The following is a 21,946-nucleotide window of genomic DNA, read 5'->3' on the forward strand; positions in this document are numbered from 1 at the left end:
TGCGGCGCGCCGCCCGGAAGTAGGGTGATCGGATGCGGGACGAGGGACCGGTCGGAATCCGGGCGGCCGGGGGTGTGGTCTGGCGGCGAGAGGCCTACGGGGTACGGGTCTGCCTGGTGCACCGCCCCCGCTACGGCGACTGGTCGCTGCCCAAGGGCAAGCTGGAGGTCGGCGAGCACCCGCTGCTCGCCGCCGTCCGTGAGGTGGCCGAGGAGACCGACGTGGTGGCCGTGCCGCAGGTGCGGCTGCCCACCATCCGCTACCGCAGCGAGGGACGGCCCAAGGCGGTCGACTACTGGTCGATGCGGGCGGTCGGCACCGGCGGCTTCCAGCCGGGCACCGAGGTCGACGACGTGCGCTGGCTCGACGTGGACGCGGCGGCCCGGCTGGTCAGCTACCCGCACGACGCGGAGGTGCTGGCCGCGTTCGCGGCGCTGCCCGAGGTGACCGGAGTGCTGGCCCTGGTCCGGCACGCGCACGCCGGACAGCGGGCCACCTGGTCCGGCCCGGACACCGGCCGGCCGCTGTCCGCCCGGGGGCGCACCGAGGCGGAGGCGCTGGCCCCGCTGGTCGCCCTGGTGCGCCCGGCCCGGCTGCTGTCCGCCTCGCCCCGCCGGTGCGTACAGACCCTGGACCCGGCGGCCACGCTGCTGGACCTGCCGATCGAGGTGTGTGGGGAGCTGGACGAGCCCACCGGCGGGCAGCAGCGCGACGAGCGGGCGCTGGCCGCCGCCGCCCGGCTGGCCCAGCTGGGCGCGGCCGGCGAGCCGGTCGGGGTGTGCAGCCAGGGCAAGGTGATCCCGGGCGCGCTGCAGCGGCTGACCGGGCGGGCGGACGACTTCACCACCGCCAAGGGCGGCGGGTGGCTGCTGGCGTTCGCCGCGGACCGGCTGGTCGCCGCCGACCGGTTCTGACCACGGGTACGCCGAAGGGGCGCCCGCCAGCGGTGGCGGAGCGCCCCTTCGTCGTACCGTCGGGTCTCAGCGACGGGCGGCGGCCTTCTTGGCCGGCGCCTTCTTCGCGGGGGCCTTCTTGGCGGCGGTGCTCTTGGCCGCGGTGGTCTTCTTCGCGGCGGTGCTCTTCGCGGCGCTGGTCGCCTTGGTCGTGCCGACGGTCTTCTTCGCCGGGGCGGCCTTCTTGCTGGCGGCCTTCGCCGTGGCGCTGGTGCTCTTGGCCGCGGTGGTCTTCTTCGCGGTCGTGGTCTTGGTGGCGGTGGTGGCCTTGGCGGTGGTGGCCTTGGCGCCGGTCGCCTTCGTGCCGGCGGCCTTCGTGCCGGTGGTCCGGGCGGCCGCGTTGGCCGTCTTCTTCGCCGGGGCGGCGGCCTTCGGCACCTTGCCGCTGGCCACCATCTCCTTGAACCCGGCACCCGGACGGAAGGTCGGCACCGAGGTCTTCTTGACCTTCACCGCCTCGCCGGTACGCGGGTTGCGCGCTGTTCGGGCGGCCCGGACCCGCTTTTCGAACGATCCGAATCCGGTGATCGCCACCTTGTCGCCCTTGGTTACCGCCGCCTGGACCTCGGCGAGGACCGCGTCGAGCGCCGCCGTCGCCGCCTTCCGGTCTCCCAGACGGGCGGCGAGCGCCTCGATGAGCTCGGCCTTGTTCACGACTTCCTCCCGATTGTGCAACTGACTCGACGCGAGCCATTCTGCGCGCACCGTATGCCCTGTGCTGCCTGGACACAAACATTCGATGGAAAAAAGCCCTTGTGTCGCAACGGATTCGCCCCCACCGGGTGGTCCGGAGGGGGCGAAAACCGTGCGGCGGTCGGGCGTACGGCTATGCCACGGCCGGCTTGAACGACGGTCGGCCGGCCTCGTACGCGGCGATCTCGTCGGCGTGCCGGAGGGTGAGTCCAATGTCGTCCAGGCCCTCCAGCAGCCGCCAACGGCTGTGGTCGTCCAGCGGGAACGACCAGCTGGACTCCCCGACCCGGACCTCACGGGCGGTCAGGTCGACGGTGACCTGGGTGGTCGGCTCGGCCTCGATCCGGTCCCAGATCTCCGCGACCGCCGTCAATTCCAGCTCGACCGGAAGGAGGCCTTCCTTGAGGGCGTTGCCCCGGAAGATGTCCCCGAACCGGGGGGAGATCACCGCCCGGAAGCCCCAGTCGCGCAGGGCCCACACGGCGTGCTCCCGGGAGGAGCCGGTGCCGAACTCGGGGCCGGCCACGAGAATCGACGCACCGGAATGAGCCGGATCGTTGAGCACGAATGCGGGGTCCTCCCGCCAGGCGTTGAAGAGCCCGTCCGCGAAACCCGTCCGGGTCACCCGCTTGAGGTACACGGCGGGGATGATCTGATCGGTGTCCACGTTGGAGCGGCGCAGCGGCACGGCGGTGCCGGTGTGCGTGGTGAACCTGTCCATGCTGCCCTTCCCTAGAGGTCGGCGGGGGCGGCCAGCCGGCCGACGACGGCGGTGGCAGCGGCGACCGGCGGGGAGACCAGGTGGGTACGCCCGCCCCGGCCCTGCCGGCCCTCGAAGTTGCGGTTGGAGGTCGAGGCCGAGCGCTCGCCCGGCTTCAGCGTGTCGGGGTTCATCCCGAGGCACATGGAGCAGCCGGCGAAGCGCCACTCGGCGCCCGCGTCGACGAAGACCTTGTCCAGCCCCTCCGCCTCGGCGGCCTCCCGGACGGCGGCCGAGCCGGGAACGACGAGCATCCGGACCCCGTCCGCCACGCGCTGCCCGCGCAGCACGTCGGCGGCGGCCCGCAGGTCCTCCAGCCGGCCGTTGGTGCAGGAGCCGACGAAGACCACGTCGACCGCGAGGTCCCGCAGCGGGGTGCCGGGGGTGAGCGCCATGTACTCCAGCGCCCGGCGGGCGGCGGCCTGCTCGGCGTCGGTGCCGAACTCCTCCGGGGCCGGCACGGCGGCGGCCAGCGGCGCCCCCTGGCCGGGGTTGGTGCCCCAGGTGACGAACGGGGTGACCCGGCTCGCGTCCAGGGTCACCTCGGCGTCGAAGGTGGCGCCCTCGTCGGTGGGCAGCGTCCGCCAGTACGCCACCGCGGCGTCCCAGTTGGCGCCCTGCGGCGCGTTCGGCCGCCCGCGCAGGTAGCCGAAGGTGGTCTCGTCCGGCGCGATCAGGCCGGCCTTGGCGCCCCACTCGATGGACATGTTCGCCACCGTCATCCGGCCCTCCATGGACAGCGCCCGGATCGCCTCGCCGCGGTACTCCACCACGTGGCCGCGCCCGCCGCCGGTGCCCACCTGGGTGATCAGCGCGAGCACCAGATCCTTGGCGGTCACCCCGGGGGCCAACCGGCCGGTCACGTTGACCGCCATGGTGCGCGGCCGGGCCTGCGGCAGGGTCTGGGTGGCCAGCACGTGCTCGACCTCGCTGGTGCCGATGCCGAAGGCCAGCGCACCGAACGCGCCGTGGGTCGCGGTGTGCGAGTCGCCGCAGACGATGGTCATGCCGGGCTGGGTCACCCCGAGCTGCGGGCCGATCACGTGCACGATGCCCTGGTTCTCGTCGCCGAGCGGGTGCAGCCGGACGCCGAACTCGGCGCAGTTGCGGCGCAGCGTCTCGATCTGCGTACGCGAGGTCGGGTCCGCGATGGTGAGCAGGTCACCGCGACGGGACCGGAAGGCGGGGTCGTCGTACCCGGTCGGGGTGTTGTGGTCCTCGGTCGCGAGGGTGAGCTCGGGGCGACGGATCCGGCGGCCGGCCAGCCGCAGCCCGTCGAAGGCCTGCGGACTGGTCACCTCGTGCAGCAGGTGCAGGTCGATGTAGAGCAGATCAGGCTCGCCCTCGGCGGTCCGGACCACGTGCGCGTCCCAGACCTTCTCGGCCAGGGTCCTCGGCCTGGGCTCAGGAGTGACTCCCACCATCTGGACATCCTAAATTCTGGGAGGTAAGTTTCGGCTTGTGGGACACAGTATGAGCGGTGTCGGCGTCCTCGACAAGGCGGTGGTCATCCTGGCCGCCTGCGTGGACGGCGCCAGCCTGGCCGAACTCGTCGAACGCACCAAGCTGCCCCGGGCCACCGCGCACCGGCTGGCGCAGGCGCTGGAGATCCACCGGATGCTGGTCCGGGACACCCAGGGGCGCTGGCGTCCCGGGCCCCGGCTCGGTGAACTCGCCAACGCCGCGCCGGACGTGCTGCTCACCGCCGCCGAGCCGCTGCTGGCCGCGCTGCGCGACGCCACCGGGGAGAGCGCCCAGCTCTACCTGCGCCGCGCCGACGAGCGGGTCTGCGTGGCCGCCGCCGAGCGGGCCAGCGGGCTGCGGGACACCGTGCCGATCGGCTCGGTGCTGCCGATGACGGCCGGCTCCGCGGCGCAGATCCTGCTCGCCTGGGAGCCGCCCGAGGCGGTGATGCCGCTGCTGCCCCGGGCCAAGTTCACCGGGCGCACGCTGGCCGAGGTGCGCCGGCGGGGCTGGGCGCAGAGCGTCGCGGAGCGGGAGGCGGGTGTGGCGAGCGTCTCGGCCCCGATCCGGGACCGCACCGGCCGGGTGATCGCCTCGGTCAGCATCTCCGGCCCGATCGAACGCCTCGGCCGCCGCCCCGGCGAACGCCACGCGATGGCCGTGGTCCGCGCCGGCCAACGCCTCTCCGGCCTCTGACCCCACCCGCGCCCGCGCCGCCCCAGGCCGTTGATCAAGGAGTTTGCGTCAGAAAACGGCGTGATCCTGACGCAAACTCCTTGATCGACCTGGACGGTGGGCTGGAGCGGCCGCGGGCGGCGGGCGGCAGGGGACGCGCGGGAATGGCGAACGGCCCGTCTCGGGAGAGACGGGCCGTTCGGTGATGTAGCCCCGACCGGATTCGAACCGGCGCTACCGCCTTGAGAGGGCGGCGTCCTGGGCCACTAGACGACGGGGCCAGGCACTTTCCTGCTTCACCGCCCTGCCGGGCGGTGCGGGACTAGTCTAGCGGCATCGGTTCCCGGCCCGACGGCGGGGGCGACCGCCGTGCGCCCGCGGCCTGCCGCCGCGAGCCGGACCCGCCGGGCCGCGAGACCACGAACCGGGGTGCCACGAACCGGGGTGCCACGAGCCGGCGAGCGGGCCCGGACACGAAGAAGCCCGCTCCGCCGGAGCGGAACGGGCTGTCAGCGCTGTAGCCCCGACCGGATTCGAACCGGCGCTACCGCCTTGAGAGGGCGGCGTCCTGGGCCGCTAGACGACGGGGCCAGAACACTTCATGCTCCCCCACCCGGTGCGGGCGGAGAAGCTGCACTCTATCAAGAGATCAGCTCCACCCCCGATGGAGCGGAGTGACCTCCGTTAGAATCCAGCGACCCGGGCTCTCACGAACCCGAGGTTGCGCTGGGGTACCAGGACTCGAACCTAGACTAACTGAACCAGAATCAGTCGGGCTGCCAATTACCCCATACCCCATCGGCCCCTTGCGGCGCCGGGAATGAACTTTACCCTCCCGGCACCGACGGGCCAAATCCAACCCCCCGAACCGCCCCTGAACAGCGGAAACGGGCCGAGCGGAGATCAGGCGACCGGAACCACCGGGTTGGTGAGATCACCGATCCCCTCGATCCGCACGGTGACCGTATCCCCCTCGGCGAGCGGGCTAACCCCGGCCGGCGTGCCGGTCAGCACCACGTCGCCAGGGAGCAGCGTCATCACGTGCGAGATGTACGACACCAGGCCCACCACGTCGAAGACCATGTCGCTGGTGCGGCCGAGCTGGCGTACCTCCATCTCCTGCGGGTCGCGGCCGACCTCGCAGCGGATCTCCAGGTCCGAGACGTCCAACCCGGTGGTGATCCACGGCCCGATCGGGCAGAACGAGTCGAAGCCCTTGGCCCGGGTCCACTGCCCGTCGGAGCGCTGCAGGTCCCGCGCCGTGACGTCGTTCGCGCAGGTGTACCCGAAGATCGCCTTCTCGGCGGCTGCCCGGTCGGCCCGGCGCGCACCCGGCGCGCCGATCACCACGGCCAGCTCCGCCTCGTGCTCGACCTGCTTGGAGAAGATGGGCAGCCGGATGGCGTCCCGCGGGCCGATCACCGAGGTGGACGGCTTCAGGAACAGCAGCGGCTCCTTGGGCACCTCGCTGCCGTGCTCGGCGGCGTGCTCGGCGTAGTTGCGGCCGACGCAGACGACCTTGCTGGGCAGGATCGGGGAGAGCAGGCGGATGTCGGAGAGCGCCCAGCGGGCGCCGGAGTACTGGATCTGCCCGAACGGGTGGCCCTCGATCTCGGCGATGGTCAGGCCCTGCGGCCCGGCCTCCGGCTCGCCCTCGACGACCCCGAACGACATTCCCTTGGCATGAGCAAAACGAGCGATACGCACCCGGCCAATCTAGCCCGCGTCGCGGCCCGGGGCCGCCAGCGCCGGGGACCGGCCGGTGGCGGCGTCGGCGCAGCGTACGCCACCGGGCGCCGGGACGGGCGGGGTTCGGCGCTTCGTACCCGGGCGGAGGGTCCGCGCCCATAGTTTCGGCTCCGGAGGTTCGTTCGTATGCCTGCATCGAGACGACACCACAGAGCCCTCGCCGTCCTCGTGAACGGTCTGGGCGTCCTCGCCGCCCTGCCGGCGCTGCCCACGGCGGCTCCCGCGACCCCGGCCGCGGCCGTGACGCCGGCACCGCCGGCCACCGCCGCACCCGCCCCGACACCCACGGCGGATCGGCTCGGCCCACGGGACCGGACCGGCCCACGCGGCCAGGTCGGGCCACGGGACCAGGTCGGGCCACGGGACGAGGCCGGACCGCCGGGTCGGGCCCAGCCGGCGGAGGGGGCCGGGCGCAACGGTCAGGCCCCGGCACGCGGTCGGCCGGAACAGGCCGGCCCGGTCGGGCAGCCCGCCGCGCCGGCCCGGTCGGCGGTGCCCGGGGCGGCCGCGACCGGCGCGGTGATCCCGGTGACCCCGGCCGTGCCGGCGCCGGGAATGGCGACCACCGCCAACCCGGGCGCCGGCCGCCCCGAGCCGCCGCTGAAGGTCGCCGTGGCGCCGGCCGGCACGCCGGTGCCGGGGTACCGGATCCAGGTGCGCAACACCGGGAGCACGCCGATCGACACCATGGTCCGGCAGGAGTTGCCGCCGGGCTCGTCGGTCACCGCCGTCAGCGCGGGCGGCCTGGCCACCCGGCCGGGCGGGCAGAACGGCACCGGCGAGGTCACCTGGCGGCTGACCGTGCCGGCGGGGGCCACCCGGACGCTGGACACCGCGCTGGCCGCCACCCCGCCCGGCCAGTCGGTCACCGCGCCGGCCTGCGCGTACACCGGCGACGGCGACCGGCCGTACGACTGCGGGACGGCGACCTGGCAGGCTGCCGCGGCGGTGCCGCGGACCCAGGCCACCCCCGCCCCGGCGTGGCGTCGGCCACCGGTCCTGGCCGCCGCGCTGGTCGCCCTGCTGGTGCTGATCGCCGGCGGGATCTGGTGGGCGCTGCGGGCCCGGGCCCGGCGCGGCGGCGGCACGGGCCCGACCGACCAGGGCCAGGGCCAGAGCCCGATCCAGGGCCAGAGCCAGAGCCAACCGGCCTACGCCCGGCCGCCCGTCCGGGCCGACGCGGGCACCGTCTATCCCCGGCCGGCCGCGCCCGGCGTCACCGGCCGGCGCCGCAACCCGCCGATCTGGCTGGTGGTCGTGGTGGCCGCCGCGGTGCTGGCCGGCGTGGTCTTCGCCGCGGTCTGGACGGGCACCCAGAAGGTGGCCGCGATCGACACCAACAAGCAGCCGACCGCCGGCGCCTGGGCCGGTCAGGGCGCCACCGGCGCGGTGGGCACCCCGCTGCGGGAGAAGTCCTTCGAGTTCACCGTCTACCGGGTGACCTGCGCCACCGCCAAGGCGGCGAGCCAGCAGTGCCAGGCCACCGTCGGGGTGCGCAACCTCACCCCGGAACAGCAACCCTGGCACGGCCAACTGCAACGGGCCTACCTGCCGGGCGGGAACTTCGTCGGCGTGGACGAGAGCGCCACCCGGCAGGCGAACCTCGGTCGGGACGTCTTCGCCGACCCGGTGGCGGCCGGCAACCGGGTGGTGCTGCCGCTGGTCTTCACCATGCGCGGGATGCAGAAGCCGAAGCAGTTGGAGCTGCGCAGCGGGGTGTTCTCCGCCGGGGTGCGGGTGGACGTGCCCTGAGGCGGGACGGGCGGCGGTCGTACCCTTGGGGTCGTGACCGCCGCCCTCGCCCCCGCCGCCGCGGAAGTGGCCGACTGGCGGGCCCGGCGCGCGGCGCACGAGGCCCGGGTGGACGCCTGGCTGGCACCGCATCTGGCCCGCCGCCGCGCCGGCGGAAGGCACCCGGTGGAGGACTTCCTCTTCACCTACTACTCGCACCGGCCCGCCCAGCTCCGCCGCTGGCACCCCGGCGCCGGGGTGCCGCTGCGCGACGCCGACCCGGCCGATTTCGGCCGGGACTACCGCGCCACGCCCGCCGGGCTCACCCTCGACACCCCAGCGGTACGCGCCCGGCGGGCCGAGTCGATCACCTGGATCCGCGGCCTGCTCACCGCCACCGCCGGCCGGCCGGCGCAGTTCGGCTGCTTCGGCATGCACGAGTGGGCGATGGTCTACCGGCAGACCCAGGACGAGGTACGCCACAACGCCTGGCCGCTGCGGCTCAGCCCGGAGCGGACCGCCGCCGTGGTCGAGGAGCGCGGCGTGCGGTGCAGCCACTTCGACGCGTACCGGTTCTTCACCGCGCCGGCCCGGCCGCTGAACGTGCTCATCCCCAGCCGGGAGAGCCAGCACGCGCTGGAGCAGCCGGGCTGCCTGCACGCCAACATGGACCTCTACAAGTGGTCCTACAAGCTCTCCCCGCTGGTGCCCAGCGAGCTGGTCGCCGACGCCTTCGCGCTGGCCCGGGAGATCCGCACGCTGGACATGCGGGCCAGCCCGTACGACCTGGCCGCGCTGGGCTACCCGGCGGTGGCGGTGGAGACCCCGGAGGGCCGGGCCGAGTACGCCGCCGCGCAGCGGGACTTCGCCGAGCGGGCGGCTACGCTGCGCGGCCGGCTGCTGGCGGCCCTCAGCACCGCCATGGCGGACTGACCGGGCCGGGCGGCGACACTGACCCCGCGCCGACGCGCCCTGGGTACGGGCCGACGAAGGCCCCGGTGCGCCATCCCGGCGGCGGGAGCGGCCCGCCCCGGCTCGGTCAGTCGCCGTCGGCGCGGCGGTCGCGCTTGCGCTGCGACTGGCGCTTCTTGTCGGCGAGCCGGCGTTCCTTGGCGCCGCGGGACGGCCGGGTCGGCCGGCGGGGCGGCGGCGGTGGGGCGACCGCCTCGCGCAGCAGGGCGGCCAGCCGTTCCCGGGCCGCCTCCCGGTTGGCCAGCTGGGCGCGGTGCTCGCTGGCGGCGATGGTGAGCACCCCGTCGACCAGGCGGTTGGCCAGCCGGTCCAGCGCCCGGGCCCGCAGCGCGGGGGGCAGGCTGGCCGTGCCGGCGACGTCGAAGCTGAGCTCCACCCGCGAGTCGGTGGTGTTCACGCCCTGACCGCCCGGGCCGGAGGACCGGGAGAACCGCTCCCGCAACTCCGCGGCCGGCACCAGCCACCGGTCGGTCACCCGCAGTCCGTCGTCCACGCCCCGAGGCTAACGCCCCTTCAGCCGCGCCTGGGTGGCGGTGGCGCTCGGCGTCGGCGACGGCCCCGGCTCGGCCCGCTCGTGGTCGGGGCCGACGGCCGCGTACGCCACGGCGCCGATCAGCAGCAGCGCGATCACGCCGACCTTGGTGGTGACCGCGCGGACCAGCAGCCAGGCCGTCTTCCGGGCGGTCGGGACGGCCCGCTGGGCGGCGCGGTAGTCGGTCCAGCCGCGCCGGGCCCGGGCGTACTGAGCGCCGACCGCCCAACCGACGAAGAGTCCCACCGCCACCAGGACCGCAATCACAGGAAGCTCCACCCACGCCAGTATCCATACCGAGCGTGATATTTCTATGGCCCGATTGGTCCATTGCGGGGCATCCGACCACTTCCGGGAGCGCCCGCCGGGAGCGCCCGCCGGGCGGCGCCCCGGCCGGCCGTCGGGCGGGCGGGTCAGCCGCCCTTGCCGATGATCGTGTCGGCGGTCTGCTGCACCTGGTCGATCGGGATGGCGAAGCCGATGCCGATCGAGCCGCTGCCGTCGATGGTGGCGATCGCGGTGTTCACCCCCACCACCTCGCCCCGGGCGTTCACCAGCGGGCCGCCGGAGTTGCCCGGGTTGATCGAGGCGTCGGTCTGCACCGCGCTGCGCCGGTTGGTGCCCAGCCGGACCTGGCGGTCCAGCGCGCTGACGATGCCGGCGGTCACCGTGCCGGGCAGGCCCAGCGGTGAGCCGACCGCGAGCACCGGCTCGCCCACCTGCGTGGTACGCGGCTTGGCCAACGGCAGTGCCGCCAGGCCGGCCGAGGCCGGCACCCGGAGCACCGCCAGGTCGCTGGCGGGCTCCCGGCCGACCACCTCGGCGGCGAGCCGGCGGCCGTCGGGCAGCTCCACGGTCACCGCGCCCCCGCCACCCTTGCTCAGGATGTGGTCGTTGGTGATGATGTGCTGCTGGTCGTCGATGGCGAAGCCGGAGCCGGTCGCGCCCTGCCCGGACCCGCCGCCGACCAGCACCGACACCACTCCCGGCACGGTCTTGTGCGCGGCCGTGACCAGCTCCGCCGGCACCGGGGCGGCGGAGGCCGCCGTGCCGGCCGCCCCGCCCTGGTCGGCGACCCAGGCACCGGCCGCCGCGCCGGACACGGTGGACAGTGCCACCACGGCCGCCGCGGTCAGCAGCCGGCCCCGCCAGCCGCGGCGCCGGGACGGGTCCTCCCCCGCCCCGGGTACGTCCCACCGGTGCCGCCCGTCCGGCCCCAGCTCGGGCGAGACGAACCACGGTCCCCGGGGCTCGCCCAGTCCGGTCTGTACTGCCATATCGTCCGCTCCTCACTGCTCACTCGCTCGACGGGCTCAGGGCAGGCGGGAGAACCACCGCATCGACCCGGCCGCGGCGCCCATGGCGAACACCAGCCCGAGGCCGATGAACCGGGCGGAGATGTCCTGGCGTTCGGTGCGGTACCCCACCGAGGAACCGATGTCCTCGTACACGTCGCGAAGCTCCTTCGTGGAGCCGGCCTCGTGGAACCCGCCGCCGGTCTCCTCGGCAACCGCCTTGAGGGTCTGCCCGTCCACCGGCACCTGGATCGGCCGGCCACCCCGGTCGACGTAGCCGCCGGGGGTGCCGAAGGAGATGGTGTGCACCGGCACCTTCGCGCTGACCGCGGCCGCGGTGGCCTCCATCGGGTCCATCCCGGCGGTGTTCGCACCGTCGGAGAGCATGATGATCCGGGCCGGCGGTGGAGACTTGGCCGCCTGCTCGTCCAGCCCCTTGACCGCCCCCAGCGAGGTGCTGATCGCCTCGCCGATCGCGGTGCCCTGCACCCCGGTCATCCCCTCGGACAGCCGCCCGATCCCGGCGTGCAGTGCCTCCCGGTCGGTGCCCGGCGGCACCACCACCGCCGCACTGCCGGCGAACGCCACCAGCCCCACGTTGAACTCGTCGGGCAGCATGTCGACGAAGTGCCCGGCCGCCTCCTTGGCGGCGGTCAGCCGGTCGGGTTCGACGTCGGTGGCGAGCATCGAGGTGGAGACGTCCACCGCGACCACCACGGTGGCCCGTTCCCGGGGCACCTTCACCTGCGCGGTGGGCCGGGCGAAGCCCACCACCAGCAGCGCCAGCATGGCCAGGAACAGGCCGGCCGGCACGTGCCGGCGCCAGGCGGGGCGTACCGGCGCCACCCGGTCGAGCAGCCGCAGGTTGGTGAACCGGACGGCGTACGCGCTGCGCCGGCGCTGCACCAGCAGGTAGCCGACGGCCAGGGCGAGCACCCCGAGCAGCAGCAGCAGGCGGACGGGAGACTGCCAGGTCACGCGGTTCCTCCCCGGTTGGCGGCGGGCGCCGCGGCGAGCCGGCGCTGGGCGTGCACGTGCCGGACGATGTCGGCGGTCCAGTCCCGGTCGGTGCGCAGCGGCAGGTGGGTGGCGCCGGCCCGGCGCAGCGCACGGCGAACCTGCTCGCGCTGGGCGGCGGCGGCACTGGCGTACCGCCGGCGCAGCGCCGGGTCACCGGTCCACACCTCCCGCCGCCGGCCACTCTCCGGGTCGACCAGGGTGATCAGGCCGACGTCCGGCAGCTCCAGCTCGCGCGGGTCGGTGACCTCCACGGCGAGCACCTGGTGGCGGGCGGCGAGCCGGCGCAGCGCCGGCTCCCAGGGCGGCGGCTCGGCGTGGTCGTCGGGCAGCCCGTCGAGGAAGTCGGAGACCAGCACCACCAGGCCGCGCCGGACGGCGACCCGCTGCACCTCGGCGAGGCCGTCGGCCAGCTGCGGCGGCGGCGGACCGGCGCCGTCGTACCCGCCGGCGCGAGGCGCGTGCAGCAGGGCGCGCAGCACCCCCATCAGGTGGGTACGCCCACCGCGGGCCGGAAACCGGCGCAGTCCTCCCGCCCCGAGCACCTGCGCGCCGAGGCGGTTGCCGGTGCCGGCGGTGAGGAAGCCGATCGCCGCCACCGCCGCCACCGACAGCTCCCGCTTGTCCAGCTCGGCGGTGCCGAACTCCATGCTCGGGCTGGCGTCCACCAGCAGCCAGGTGGTCAGCTCCCGGTCGGCGTCGACCACCCGTACGTGCGGCACGGTGGTCCGGGCGGTCACCGCCCAGTCCATCCGGCGCACCTCGTCCTCGCCGGGCCGGTACTCCCGACTGCCGGCGATCTCGCTGCCCGGCCCGGGCAGCAGGCCGCGGTGCTGGCCCTGCAGCATCCCGTCCAGGCGCCGGCCGACGGTGAGCTCCAGCCGACGCAGCCGCTGGTCGGGGGTGAGATCGGCCAGCCCGGGCGCGGCCGGGACCGGCCGCGCGGCTCGCCTCATGCCGCCGCCAGGTCGGGCGCGTGTTCGGGGTGCCCGGTGGCCAGCACCGGCGGGGGCACCGCCTCGACCAGCCGGCGCACCACCGTCTCGGCGGTGACCCCGTCGGCGACCGCGTCGAAGGAGAGCACCAACCGGTGGGCCAGCACGTCCACCGCCAGCTCCCGGACGTCGTCGGGCAGCACGTACTCCCGGCCGCGCAGCAGCGCCTGGGCCCGGGCGGCGGCGACCAGGCCGAGGGTGGCCCGGGGGCTGGCCCCGTACGCCAACATCGGGGCAAGCTCGGCCAGCCCGAACCGACCCGGGTCGCGGGTGGCCAGGATCAGCCGGACCACGTACTCGGCGACCGCGTGGTGCACGAAGATGTGCGCGGCGCGCTGCTGGAAGGCGCGCAGCCGGTCCGGGTCGAGCAGTCGCCGCGACCGGGGCCGGTCGGCGCTCATCCGGTAGAGGATGGCCAGCTCGTCGGCGTCGCTCGGGTAGTCGACCACGACCTTCATCAGGAACCGGTCGCGTTGCGCCTCGGGGAGCTGGTAGACCCCCTCGGACTCGATCGGGTTCTGGGTGGCCAGCACCAGGAACGGCTCCGGCACCGGCCAGCTCCGCCCGCCGATGGTGACCTGGCGCTCCGCCATCGCCTCCAGCAGCGCCGACTGCACCTTGGCCGGCGCCCGGTTGATCTCGTCGGCGAGCACCAGGTTGGCCATGATCGGCCCGAGCTCGACGTCGAAGCTCTCGGTGGAGGCGCGGTAGATGCGGGTGCCGACGATGTCCGAGGGGACCAGGTCGGGGGTGAACTGGATCCGGGAGAAGGTGCCACCGACCACGGTGGCGAGGGTCTGTGCGGCCAGCGTCTTGGCGACGCCGGGCACTCCCTCCAGCAGGCAGTGGCCGTCCGCGATCAGCGCGGTGAGCAGGCGTTCGACGAGCCGGTCCTGCCCGACGATCACGCGTTTGACCTCGAAGAGGGTCTGCTCCAGCTCGGCGCCGACCGCGTCCGGATCGACCGGGCTGGGCAGGCTGGCCAGGGTGTCCGAGATGTCCGTCACGGTGCTTGCTTCCCGAGGGGAAGGGCGGACAAACGTCGGATTATCAGCGCCGGGGAGGGCCTTTCCATCCCGCAACGGGACGAGTCACCCGTCCGGCGCGCAACAGCCCGACCGGGTTCGTTCCACGCCGGACGGCGCCGGCCCGGGAGCGGGCCGGCGCCGTACCGGTCGATGTGCTCAGTTGGAGACGTGCAGGTGGAACGGCCGGTCGGCCGGGGTGTTACCGGCGGTCCAGGTCTGGATGAAGATCGCGTTGGGGGTCAGGTTCCGGGGCGCGACCGAGACCAGGCCGGACGGCGGGACGTTGAACTGGTCGGTGGTGCCGACGGTGGCGGTGTACCCCTTGAGGTGCACGTCGTAGTTGAGCAGCACCTGGTACTGCCCGGGCCCGTACTTGGTGGTCGAGACGACGTTGGCCGAGTGCTGCAGCAGCGTCCCGTTGCTGGCCACGACGGCCCACTCGACCGTGCCGGCGGTCGGCACGAGCGAGGCCCGCAGCGCGGCCCTGGCCTGCCGGGCCGCGGCCGGCGAGACGCCGGGCTGCGAGTTGCCGCGGGGCTGCGCCGCCGGCTGGGCCACCGGGGCCGGAGCCTTGGTGGTCGGCTGGGCGGCGGCGATGCCTCCGCCGGCAAGGGTGAGCGCCAGGACGCCGAGCGTCACCGCCGCCGCCTTGTGCCTGAAGAATGTGGCCATGACTTTCCCCTTTTTGTGTGCGTGGCGATACGGCCGGACCCGCAATTCGAACGGGCCGGATGCGTGCTGGTTTTCGCGGGCCGGCCAGGCGGCGGGAGCACTCTTCCGTCCGCCTGCGGAAACATTGTTGATTCAACCCTTCTTCACCGGCCCTGATCAGGTATTACTACGCTCTGTTGCGGCGCCTCAACCACGAGGAAGGTAGCACCGGGCAAAGCGGAGCGTCAATAGTCGATCAATGCGTTTTGCAATTTTGGAAACACCGGCAAGAATTGTGAGAGGCGAACGCAGGGCCACTCGCGAATTGCGCCCGGCACCCGGTCGGCGCGCGCGGGGGCTAGCCTGTTCCGCGTGATCGAGACCGCACCGGCACCCGCCCCACAGGCCCGCCGTCGGGGCGGCACCGTGCTCTGCTGGCTCGCCGTCGCGCCGGGCGTCGGCTGGGCGGCCGTCCGCCTCACCGGGTCCGAGCGGGGGCCGCTGGTGCAGGCGGTCGCCTTCACCCCGTACGTCGCGGTCGGGAGCCTGATCGCGCTGGTGCTGACGCTCGCCCTGCGGCGCCGTGGGCCGGCGCTGGTCGCGGCCGTGGCGGCGCTGGCGCTGGTCGGCGCGGTGGTGCCCCGGGCGCTGCCGTCCGCGCAGCCGGCGACGACCGGGCCCGCCCTGCGGCTGCTCACCGCCAACCTGCTCTTCGGCGGCGCCGACGCCCGGGCCCTGGTCGAGCTGGTCCGGCGGGAGCGGGTGGACGTGCTGACCGTGCAGGAGTTCACCCCGCAGGCGCAGGCGGCGCTGGACGCGGCGGGCCTGGCCGGGCTGCTCCCCCACCGGCAGGCCGGGGCCGCGGCGGACTCCACCGGCTCCGGGCTCTACAGCCGGCACCCGTTGACCGACGGGGGCGTCCGGCGCAATCCGGGGGTGTTCCACTTCGCCCAGGCGTACGCCACGGTGACCGTGCCCGGTGCGCCGCCGGTGCGGGTGGAGTCGGCGCACCCGTGCGCGCCGTTCTCGCTGCAGATGGTCGACGACTGGTTCGCCGACCAGCACGCCCAGCCCCGGGCCACCCCGGACGGGCCGCTGCGCGTGCTGGCCGGGGACTTCAACGCCACCCTCGACCACGCCCCGCTGCGGGCCCTGCTGCGCAGCGGGTACGTCGACGCGGCCGACGCCGCGGGCGGAGGGCTGGCCGGCACCTGGGGCCCGTACGACGGCGACCTGATCCCGCCGGTCACCATCGACCACGTGCTGGTCGACCGGCGGATCGCGGTGCGCGCCGTCGCCGTACGCCCGGTGCCGGGCAGCGACCACCGCGCCGTCCTCGTCGACCTGCGCCTCCCCGCCGCCTGACCCCGCCACCCCGCGCTCCCCTGCCCCTGCCCCGCCCCGCCCCGCCCAAGATCGCACTCAATCCAGGAAACAGTGGCCATCCAGTGCGAACGAGGCCACTACTTCCATGTTCGAGCGCGATCTTGCGGCAGGCGCGGGCGCGGCAGGCGGGAAGGGGTCAGACCCGGGCGCGGTCGAGGCCGTAGGTGAGCGCGTCGACCAGCGCGTGCCAGGACGCCTCGACCACGTTGGGGTGCACCCCGACGGTGGTCCAGTCCCGGCCGGCGCCGTCGGCGGTCTCCACCAGCACCCGGGTCACCGCCCCGGTGCCGTGGCTGCCCTCCAGGATGCGCACCTTGTAGTCGGCCAGCTCGAAGTCGCGCAGCTGCGGGTAGTGCTTCGACAGCCCGACCCGCAGCGCCTCGTCCAGGGCGTTGATCGGGCCGTTGCCCTCGGCGGTGGCGATCACCCGCTCGCCGCGTACCCGGATCTTCACGGTCGCCTCGGAGACCACCGCGCCGTCCTCGCGGTGCTCGACCAGCACCCGGTACGACTCCAGCGCGAACGGCCGGGGCGGCGCGGCATCCGGCAGCTCGGAGCGGACCAGCAGCTCGAACGACGCGTCCGCGGCCTCGAACGACCAGCCGCCGGCCTCCAGCTCCTTGACCCGTCCGGTGACCCGCGACAGCGCCTCCGGATGGCCGGTCAGGTCCAGGCCCAGCTCGCGGCTCTTCAGCTCGACGCTGGCCCGGCCGGCCATCTCGGTGATCAGGATGCGCTGGTCGTTGCCGACCACCGACGGGTCCACGTGGTTGTAGAGCAACGGGTCGACCTTGATCGCGCTCGCGTGCAGCCCGGCCTTGTGGGCGAAGGCGGCGGCCCCGGCGTACGCCTGGTGGGTGTCGGGGGCGATGTTGGCGATCTCGGCGACGGCGTGCGAGACCCGGACCATCTGGTCCAGGCAACCGTCGGGTAGCACCGGCAGCCCGAGCTTGAGCTGCAGGTTTGCCACCACGGCGAAGATGTCGGCGTTGCCGGGGCGCTCGCCGTACCCGTTGGCGGTGCCCTGCACGTGCCGGACGCCGGCCTCCACCGCGGCGATGGTGTTGGCCACCGCGCACGCGGTGTCGTTCTGCGCGTGCATGCCGAACAGCTCCGGCCCGACGCCGATCCGCGCGGACAGGTCGGCGATCGCGGCGGTCACCCGGGACGGCAGCATGCCGCCGTTGGTGTCGCAGAGCACCATCCGCTCGGCGCCCGCGGCGAGCGCGGTCTGGACCACCGAGGCGGTGTACGCCGGGTCGTGCCGGTAGCCGTCGAAGAAGTGCTCCCCGTCGACGAAGACCCGCCGCCCCTGCGCGACCAGGTGCGTCACCGTGTCGTGGATCATCGCCAGGTTCTCCGCACCGGTGGTGCGCAGGGCGCGCTCGACGTGCCGGATGTCGGCCTTGGCCACCAGCGCGACCGCCGGGGTCTGGGCGTCCAGCAGGCCGCGCACCTGCGGGTCGTCGGCGGCCGAGGAGCCGGCCCGGCGGGTCGCGCCGAAGGCCACCAGCACGGCGTGCCGCAGGCTCAGCTCGGTGCGCGCCCGGCGGAAGAACTCGGTGTCCTTCGGCACCGCGCCCGGCCAGCCGCCCTCGATGAAGCCCACCCCGAACTCGTCGAGCAGCCGGGCCACCGCCAGCTTGTCGACCACGGAGTAGCTGAGCCCCTCGCGCTGGGCACCGTCGCGCAGCGTGGTGTCGTAGACCTGGAACGTCATGATGGTCCCTTCGGTGGATGCGGCGGGGAACGGCTGCGGCGGGGAGCAACAAAAAGACCCCCCGCGGATGCGGGAGGTCTGCGCGCTCGGCGGAGGGGAGGCCGGCGCGCTAGCTGCCAATAATCGAGACGGTGCTGCTCACGCTCGACACTGTGCCACCCCGGCCTCGATCTGGGAACCCCAATCCACATTCCGGGACGGTGGAGGCGGTTCCCCGGCCGTCCGGGGCGCCGGCGCGGCGGTCTCCGTGAATGGTCATTTCCGGACACCTGGTGTGGATCGCGACAGCCCGGGGTACTTCGTCGCCGCACCAGAAGCCCCTCATCTCCGAGACGACTACGTCAGTCGAGGCAGGAGTCACCATGGACAGGCTCGATCCGCACAGCACGCACGCCGGCACCGACCCGCTGATCGACGACGGTCAGGGCACGGTCGCTGGCGGCGCTCCCGCCGGCGCGTTCAACCCGTGGAGCTACCGGGACGAGGCCGGCGTCGCCGACACCGATCTGGTTGGCTACAAGGTCGAGGCCACCGACGGCTCGATCGGCAAGATCGACAGCGCCAGCCACGAGGTGGGCGGCAGCTACCTGGTCGTCGACACCGGCCCGTGGATCTTCGGCAAGAAGGTCATGCTGCCGGCCGGCACGGTCAACCAGGTCGACCACGACGACAAGAAGGTCCACGTCGACCGCACCAAGGACCAGATCAAGGCCGCCCCCGAGTACGACGAGAACAGCCACAGCGACCCGGCGTACCGGGACACCCTGGGTGGCTACTACGACGACACGTACGGCAACGTGCCGCCCGGCACCGCCCGGTAGTCGGATCGACGCGACGGCCGGTGGAGCGACGCTCCACCGGCCGTTACCGTGTCACCGTGGACTCCATCGAGGTCAACCGCCGGATCCCCTTCTCCGCCATGTTCAACTTCCGAGACGTCGGGGGCTACCCCGGCCACGACGGGCGCACCGTGCGCTGGGGCCGGCTGTACCGCTCCGACTCGCCACACCGGCTCGACGGCGCCGACCTCGACGCGTTCACCGCCCTCGGCGTCCGCACCGTCATCGACCTGCGCCGACCGTCCGAGGTGGAGCGGGACGGCCGGGTGCCGGAGCGCGACGGGCTGGCGTACCGGCACGTCCACCCCGAGCACGCCGACTGGGGCCAGCACCGCTACCACCCCGAGATGGACCTGGCCCGCTGGCTGGCCGACCGGTACGCGGACCTGGCCGAGACCGGCACCGCCGGCCTGGCCGAGGCGGTCGGGTTGATCGCGGACAGCGCCAACGCCCCCGTGCTGGTGCACTGCCTGGCCGGCAAGGACCGCACCGGCATCGTCTGCGCGCTGACCCTGTCGGTGCTCGGCGTCAGCGACCCCGACATCGCCGAGGACTACGCGCTCAGCAGCGAGGCCGGCGAGCGGTTCAGCGCCTGGGTCGCGGAGACGATGCCGGAGGCCGAGCAGCCGCCGCAGCCGTTCCTCTCCGCGCCCGCCGAGGCGATGATCCTCTTCCTCGACGGGCTGCGCGAGCGGCACGGCTCGATCGAGGACTACCTGCGGCACACCGGCGTCACCGACGCCCAGCTCGACGCCCTGCGCGCCCACCTGCTGGAGTAGCCCCGCACCCGATCGCCGGCGGCCGGTCGTCGCCCGCCCCGGCCGACGACCACCGCGGCACGGGGTCGGCCCGACGCCCCGGCCCGCCGGTCGCCCTGCTCCGGCGGGCCAGGGCATTTCGCCTCGCGGGCGGCGGGCCAGGTCGCGGGAATCAGCCGAGCTGGCTGACCCAGCCGTGCGGGTCGGGAGCCTCGCCGCGCTGGATGGCCACCAGCTGCTCGCGCAGCGCGGTGGTGGTGCGCCCCGGCTCGCCGCCGCCGATCAGGAACTCGCCGTCGGGGAACTTCACCCGGCCGATCGGAGTGATCACCGCGGCGGTGCCGCAGGCGAAGGCCTCGCGCAGCCGTCCGCTCGCGGCGTCCGCCTGCCAGTCGGCGAAGCTGACCGGCCGCTCCTGCACCCGGTGGCCGGCCTCGGCGGCCAGGGTGAGGATCGCGTCCCGGGTGATGCCGGGCAGGATGGTGCCGGTCAGCGGCGGGGTGACCAGGGTGTTGTCGTCGTAGACGAAGAAGACGTTCATGCCGCCCAGCTCGTCGACGAAGCGGCGCTCCACCGCGTCCAGGAAGACCACCTGGTCGCAGCCGGCCTCGATCGCCTCAGCCTGGGCGGCCAGCGAGGTGGCGTAGTTGCCGCCGCACTTGGCCGCGCCGGTGCCGCCGGGCGCGGCCCGGGTGTAGTCGGGCGAGACCCACACGGTGACCGGCTTGACCCCGCCGGCGAAGTACGCCCCGGCGGGAGAGGCGATCACGCAGTAGAGGTACTCGTTGGCCGGGCGGACGCCGAGGAAGACCTCGCTGGCGAACATGAACGGCCGCAGGTAGAGGCTGGCGTCGGCGCCCTGCGGGATCCAGTCCCGGTCGATCGAGACCAGCTGGCGCAGCGACTCGACGAAGGTCTCCGGCGGCAGCTCCGGCATCGCCATCCGGCGGGCGGAGTCGACGAACCGGGCCGCGTTGGCCTCCGGCCGGAACATGGTGATCGACCCGTCGGCGGTGCGGTACGCCTTCAGCCCCTCGAAGATCTCCTGCGCGTAGTGCAGCACCGCGCTGGCCGGGTCCATCGGGATCGGCGCGCGGGCCTCGACCCGGGCGTCGTACCAGCCCTTGCCCTCGGCGTACCGGATGGTGACCATGTGGTCGGTGAAGACCCGGCCGAAGCCCGGGTTGGCCAGCAGGGCGGCCCGATCGGCGGCGGATACCGCAGCGGGATTAGGACGGATCTCGAAATCGAGCTTGTCACCACCGCTCATCGCGCTGACCTCCCTGCGGGTTGGCGGCGTGCGGGACCGCACACCGACTGGTGCCAGAAAACTTACCCCGAACGGTCGTTCAGCGGATAGCGCCACCTCCGCCGCACTGGCCCGCGTCCGCCCGGTACGGCTCGGAGCGCGGCCGGCGAACCGGGCCGCGCGGCCGGGGCCGGGGCCGGGGAGCGAATCCGCGCGGCCGGGGCCGGGGAACGGATCCGCGCGGCCGGGGCCGAGGAACGGATCCGCGCGGCCGGGGCCGGGGAACGGGCCGGGCGGCCCGGTCCGCCGGTCAGCCGGCGGCGTGCCCGGCCAGCCGGTCGCCCACCTCCGCCGTACGCAACGGCATCCCGGGGGTGCGCGCGGCCAGCTCGGCGGCGACCGCGGCGGAGACCCGGGCGGCGGCGTCGGCGTGCCCGAGCTGGTCGAGCAGCAGCGCGACGGAGAGCACCGCGGCCACCGGGTCGGCGACCCCCTTGCCGGCGATGTCCGGCGCGGAGCCGTGCACCGGCTCGAACATCGACGGGTACGCCCCGGTGGGGTTGATGCAGCCGCTGGCCGCCAGGCCGATGCCGCCGGTGACCGCGGCGGCGATGTCGGTGAGGATGTCGCCGAAGAGGTTGTCGGTGACCACCACGTCGTACCGCTGGGGCTGGGTGACCAGGAACATCGCCGCGGCGTCGACGTGCTGGTACTCGGTGGTCACGTCCGGGTGCTCGGCGGCGACGGCGGCGAAGGCGCGGGACCAGAGCGACCCGGCGTGGGTCAGCACGTTGGTCTTGTGCACCAGGGTGACCTTGCGCCGCTCGCGGCGGGCGGCCCGGGCGAACGCGTCCCGGATCACCCGCTCGACGCCGTGCCGGGTGTTCAGGCTCTCCTCGGTGGCCACCTCGGCCGGGGTGTCCCGGTGCAGCGAGCCGCCGGCGCCCGCGTACAGCCCCTCGGTGCCCTCGCGGACCACGACCAGGTCCACCTCGCCCGGCTTCACGGTGGCCAGCGGGCCGGTGACGCCGGGCCAGAGCCGGGACGGGCGCAGGTTGACGTACTGGTCGAAGGCGAAGCGCAGCTTGAGCAGCAGGCCGCGCTCGAGCACCCCGGGCGGCACGCTCGGGTCGCCCACCGCGCCGAGCAGGATCGCGTCGTGGCCGGCCAGCTCGGTCAGCACCGAGTCGGGCAGCACCTCGCCGGTGCGGTGGTAGCGGGCGGCGCCCAGGTCGTACCCGGTGGCCTCGACCCCGGGGAGCACGGCGTCGAGGACCTTGCGGGCCTGCGCGACCACCTCCGGCCCGATGCCGTCACCGGCCACCACCGCGATCCGTGCCACCTGGCGCTCCTCACCTCGTCCGTTCCGTGCACGGTACGCCGCCGTCCCGGCAACCGGTACGCGCCTTCCAGAATCCGGGAACTCGAATGCTCAGCAGCCTCCCAGGTGGCATTCATGGTGCGGTCATCTCCAGTGCC

At 74.3% G+C, this 21,946-nt stretch carries 21 protein-coding genes and 3 tRNA genes; 7 read left to right on the forward strand and 17 right to left on the reverse strand.

Features of this window, described 5'->3' with window-relative positions; genetic code table 11:
• Positions 1-32: 32 nt before the first annotated feature.
• Positions 33-914, forward strand: a complete 882-nt coding sequence (locus ACFY3U_RS01555) for an NUDIX domain-containing protein (protein ID WP_387193062.1) — start codon at positions 33-35, stop codon at positions 912-914.
• Between the two features lie 66 nt (positions 915-980).
• On the opposite strand, the gene ACFY3U_RS01560 is transcribed toward ACFY3U_RS01555, so the two are convergent.
• The 3 genes from ACFY3U_RS01560 to leuC form a co-directional block, all read right to left on the reverse strand.
• Entirely contained in the window at positions 981-1,607 is a 627-nt protein-coding gene (locus ACFY3U_RS01560) for an HU family DNA-binding protein (RefSeq protein WP_387193065.1), read from the reverse strand.
• 172 nt (positions 1,608-1,779) lie between these two features.
• Positions 1,780-2,367 carry a 3-isopropylmalate dehydratase small subunit gene (leuD, locus tag ACFY3U_RS01565; RefSeq protein WP_387193068.1) on the reverse strand — a complete coding sequence of 196 codons (588 nt, stop codon included), beginning with the start codon at positions 2,365-2,367 and terminating at the stop codon, positions 1,780-1,782.
• A gap of 11 nt (positions 2,368-2,378) precedes the next feature.
• Positions 2,379-3,830 carry a 3-isopropylmalate dehydratase large subunit gene (gene leuC, locus ACFY3U_RS01570; protein WP_387193071.1) on the reverse strand — a complete coding sequence of 484 codons (1,452 nt, stop codon included), beginning with the start codon at positions 3,828-3,830 and terminating at the stop codon, positions 2,379-2,381.
• Between the two features lie 49 nt (positions 3,831-3,879).
• Here leuC and ACFY3U_RS01575 point away from each other — a divergent pair, with 49 nt between their 5' ends.
• Positions 3,880-4,566 carry an IclR family transcriptional regulator gene (locus ACFY3U_RS01575; protein ID WP_387193074.1) on the forward strand — a complete coding sequence of 229 codons (687 nt, stop codon included), beginning with the start codon at positions 3,880-3,882 and terminating at the stop codon, positions 4,564-4,566.
• A gap of 187 nt (positions 4,567-4,753) precedes the next feature.
• Here the strand turns inward: ACFY3U_RS01575 and ACFY3U_RS01580 are convergent.
• From ACFY3U_RS01580 to ACFY3U_RS01595, 4 genes are all read right to left on the reverse strand, one after another.
• Positions 4,754-4,826: transfer RNA gene (locus ACFY3U_RS01580), tRNA-Glu, on the reverse strand.
• A gap of 237 nt (positions 4,827-5,063) precedes the next feature.
• Positions 5,064-5,136 (reverse strand) — tRNA-Glu (locus ACFY3U_RS01585).
• Positions 5,137-5,271: 135 nt separating this feature from the next.
• Positions 5,272-5,343 (reverse strand) — tRNA-Gln (locus tag ACFY3U_RS01590).
• Positions 5,344-5,448: 105 nt separating this feature from the next.
• Entirely contained in the window at positions 5,449-6,252 is an 804-nt protein-coding gene (locus ACFY3U_RS01595) for a fumarylacetoacetate hydrolase family protein (protein ID WP_387193077.1), read from the reverse strand.
• Positions 6,253-6,420: 168 nt separating this feature from the next.
• Here ACFY3U_RS01595 and ACFY3U_RS01600 point away from each other — a divergent pair, with 168 nt between their 5' ends.
• On the forward strand, positions 6,421-8,046 hold the full coding sequence (locus tag ACFY3U_RS01600; RefSeq protein WP_387193080.1) for a hypothetical protein: 1,626 nt from the start codon (positions 6,421-6,423) through the stop codon (positions 8,044-8,046).
• A gap of 33 nt (positions 8,047-8,079) precedes the next feature.
• Entirely contained in the window at positions 8,080-8,958 is an 879-nt protein-coding gene (locus tag ACFY3U_RS01605; RefSeq protein WP_387193083.1) for a 3-methyladenine DNA glycosylase, read from the forward strand.
• Between the two features lie 106 nt (positions 8,959-9,064).
• Here ACFY3U_RS01605 and arfB read toward each other — a convergent pair whose 3' ends face one another.
• The 7 genes from arfB to ACFY3U_RS01640 all read right to left on the reverse strand — a co-directional run bounded on the left by arfB (position 9,065) and on the right by ACFY3U_RS01640 (position 14,536).
• Positions 9,065-9,490 (reverse strand): alternative ribosome rescue aminoacyl-tRNA hydrolase ArfB, encoded by a 426-nt coding sequence (gene arfB / locus ACFY3U_RS01610; protein ID WP_387193087.1) that lies wholly within the window; start codon positions 9,488-9,490, stop codon positions 9,065-9,067.
• Positions 9,491-9,499: 9 nt separating this feature from the next.
• The gene (locus ACFY3U_RS01615; RefSeq protein WP_387193090.1) at positions 9,500-9,808 is read right to left on the reverse strand and encodes a hypothetical protein; all 309 of its coding nucleotides are present in this window, start codon (positions 9,806-9,808) and stop codon (positions 9,500-9,502) included.
• 134 nt (positions 9,809-9,942) lie between these two features.
• Positions 9,943-10,806, reverse strand: coding sequence for a S1C family serine protease (locus tag ACFY3U_RS01620; RefSeq protein ID WP_387193093.1), 864 nt, complete (start codon positions 10,804-10,806; stop codon positions 9,943-9,945).
• A 36-nt stretch (positions 10,807-10,842) separates the two neighbouring features.
• Positions 10,843-11,802: a VWA domain-containing protein gene (locus ACFY3U_RS01625; protein ID WP_387193096.1), complete on the reverse strand. Its 960-nt coding sequence runs from the start codon at positions 11,800-11,802 to the stop codon at positions 10,843-10,845.
• Positions 11,799-12,797 carry a DUF58 domain-containing protein gene (locus ACFY3U_RS01630; protein WP_387193099.1) on the reverse strand — a complete coding sequence of 333 codons (999 nt, stop codon included), beginning with the start codon at positions 12,795-12,797 and terminating at the stop codon, positions 11,799-11,801. The genes ACFY3U_RS01625 and ACFY3U_RS01630 overlap by 4 nt, the downstream gene beginning before the upstream one ends.
• Positions 12,794-13,843: an AAA family ATPase gene (locus ACFY3U_RS01635; protein WP_387193102.1), complete on the reverse strand. Its 1,050-nt coding sequence runs from the start codon at positions 13,841-13,843 to the stop codon at positions 12,794-12,796. The genes ACFY3U_RS01630 and ACFY3U_RS01635 overlap by 4 nt, the downstream gene beginning before the upstream one ends.
• Before the next feature lie 177 nt (positions 13,844-14,020).
• Entirely contained in the window at positions 14,021-14,536 is a 516-nt protein-coding gene (locus tag ACFY3U_RS01640; protein ID WP_387193105.1) for a hypothetical protein, read from the reverse strand.
• A gap of 405 nt (positions 14,537-14,941) precedes the next feature.
• Here ACFY3U_RS01640 and ACFY3U_RS01645 point away from each other — a divergent pair, with 405 nt between their 5' ends.
• A complete protein-coding gene (locus ACFY3U_RS01645) occupies positions 14,942-15,880 on the forward strand; it encodes an endonuclease/exonuclease/phosphatase family protein (RefSeq protein ID WP_387194111.1) in 939 nt (312 codons plus the stop codon).
• Positions 15,881-16,037: 157 nt separating this feature from the next.
• On the opposite strand, the gene cimA is transcribed toward ACFY3U_RS01645, so the two are convergent.
• Complete coding sequence (cimA, locus tag ACFY3U_RS01650; protein WP_387193109.1) at positions 16,038-17,621, reverse strand: citramalate synthase; 1,584 nt, start codon at positions 17,619-17,621, stop codon at positions 16,038-16,040.
• A 362-nt stretch (positions 17,622-17,983) separates the two neighbouring features.
• On the opposite strand from cimA, the gene ACFY3U_RS01655 reads away from it, so the two are divergent.
• Together ACFY3U_RS01655 and ACFY3U_RS01660 are read left to right on the forward strand one after the other, a co-directional pair.
• Entirely contained in the window at positions 17,984-18,442 is a 459-nt protein-coding gene (locus ACFY3U_RS01655) for a PRC-barrel domain-containing protein (protein ID WP_387193112.1), read from the forward strand.
• 56 nt (positions 18,443-18,498) lie between these two features.
• Positions 18,499-19,239 carry a tyrosine-protein phosphatase gene (locus ACFY3U_RS01660; protein WP_387193114.1) on the forward strand — a complete coding sequence of 247 codons (741 nt, stop codon included), beginning with the start codon at positions 18,499-18,501 and terminating at the stop codon, positions 19,237-19,239.
• A 151-nt stretch (positions 19,240-19,390) separates the two neighbouring features.
• Here the strand turns inward: ACFY3U_RS01660 and ACFY3U_RS01665 are convergent, their stop codons facing one another.
• On the reverse strand, positions 19,391-20,488 hold the full coding sequence (locus ACFY3U_RS01665) for a branched-chain amino acid aminotransferase (RefSeq protein ID WP_387193117.1): 1,098 nt from the start codon (positions 20,486-20,488) through the stop codon (positions 19,391-19,393).
• Between the two features lie 289 nt (positions 20,489-20,777).
• On the reverse strand, positions 20,778-21,809 hold the full coding sequence (locus ACFY3U_RS01670) for a 3-isopropylmalate dehydrogenase (RefSeq protein ID WP_387193120.1): 1,032 nt from the start codon (positions 21,807-21,809) through the stop codon (positions 20,778-20,780).
• Positions 21,810-21,946: the final 137 nt, after the last annotated feature.

The organism is Micromonospora sp. NPDC000089, from assembly GCF_042899365.1.
Classification (GTDB): domain Bacteria; phylum Actinomycetota; class Actinomycetes; order Mycobacteriales; family Micromonosporaceae; genus Micromonospora.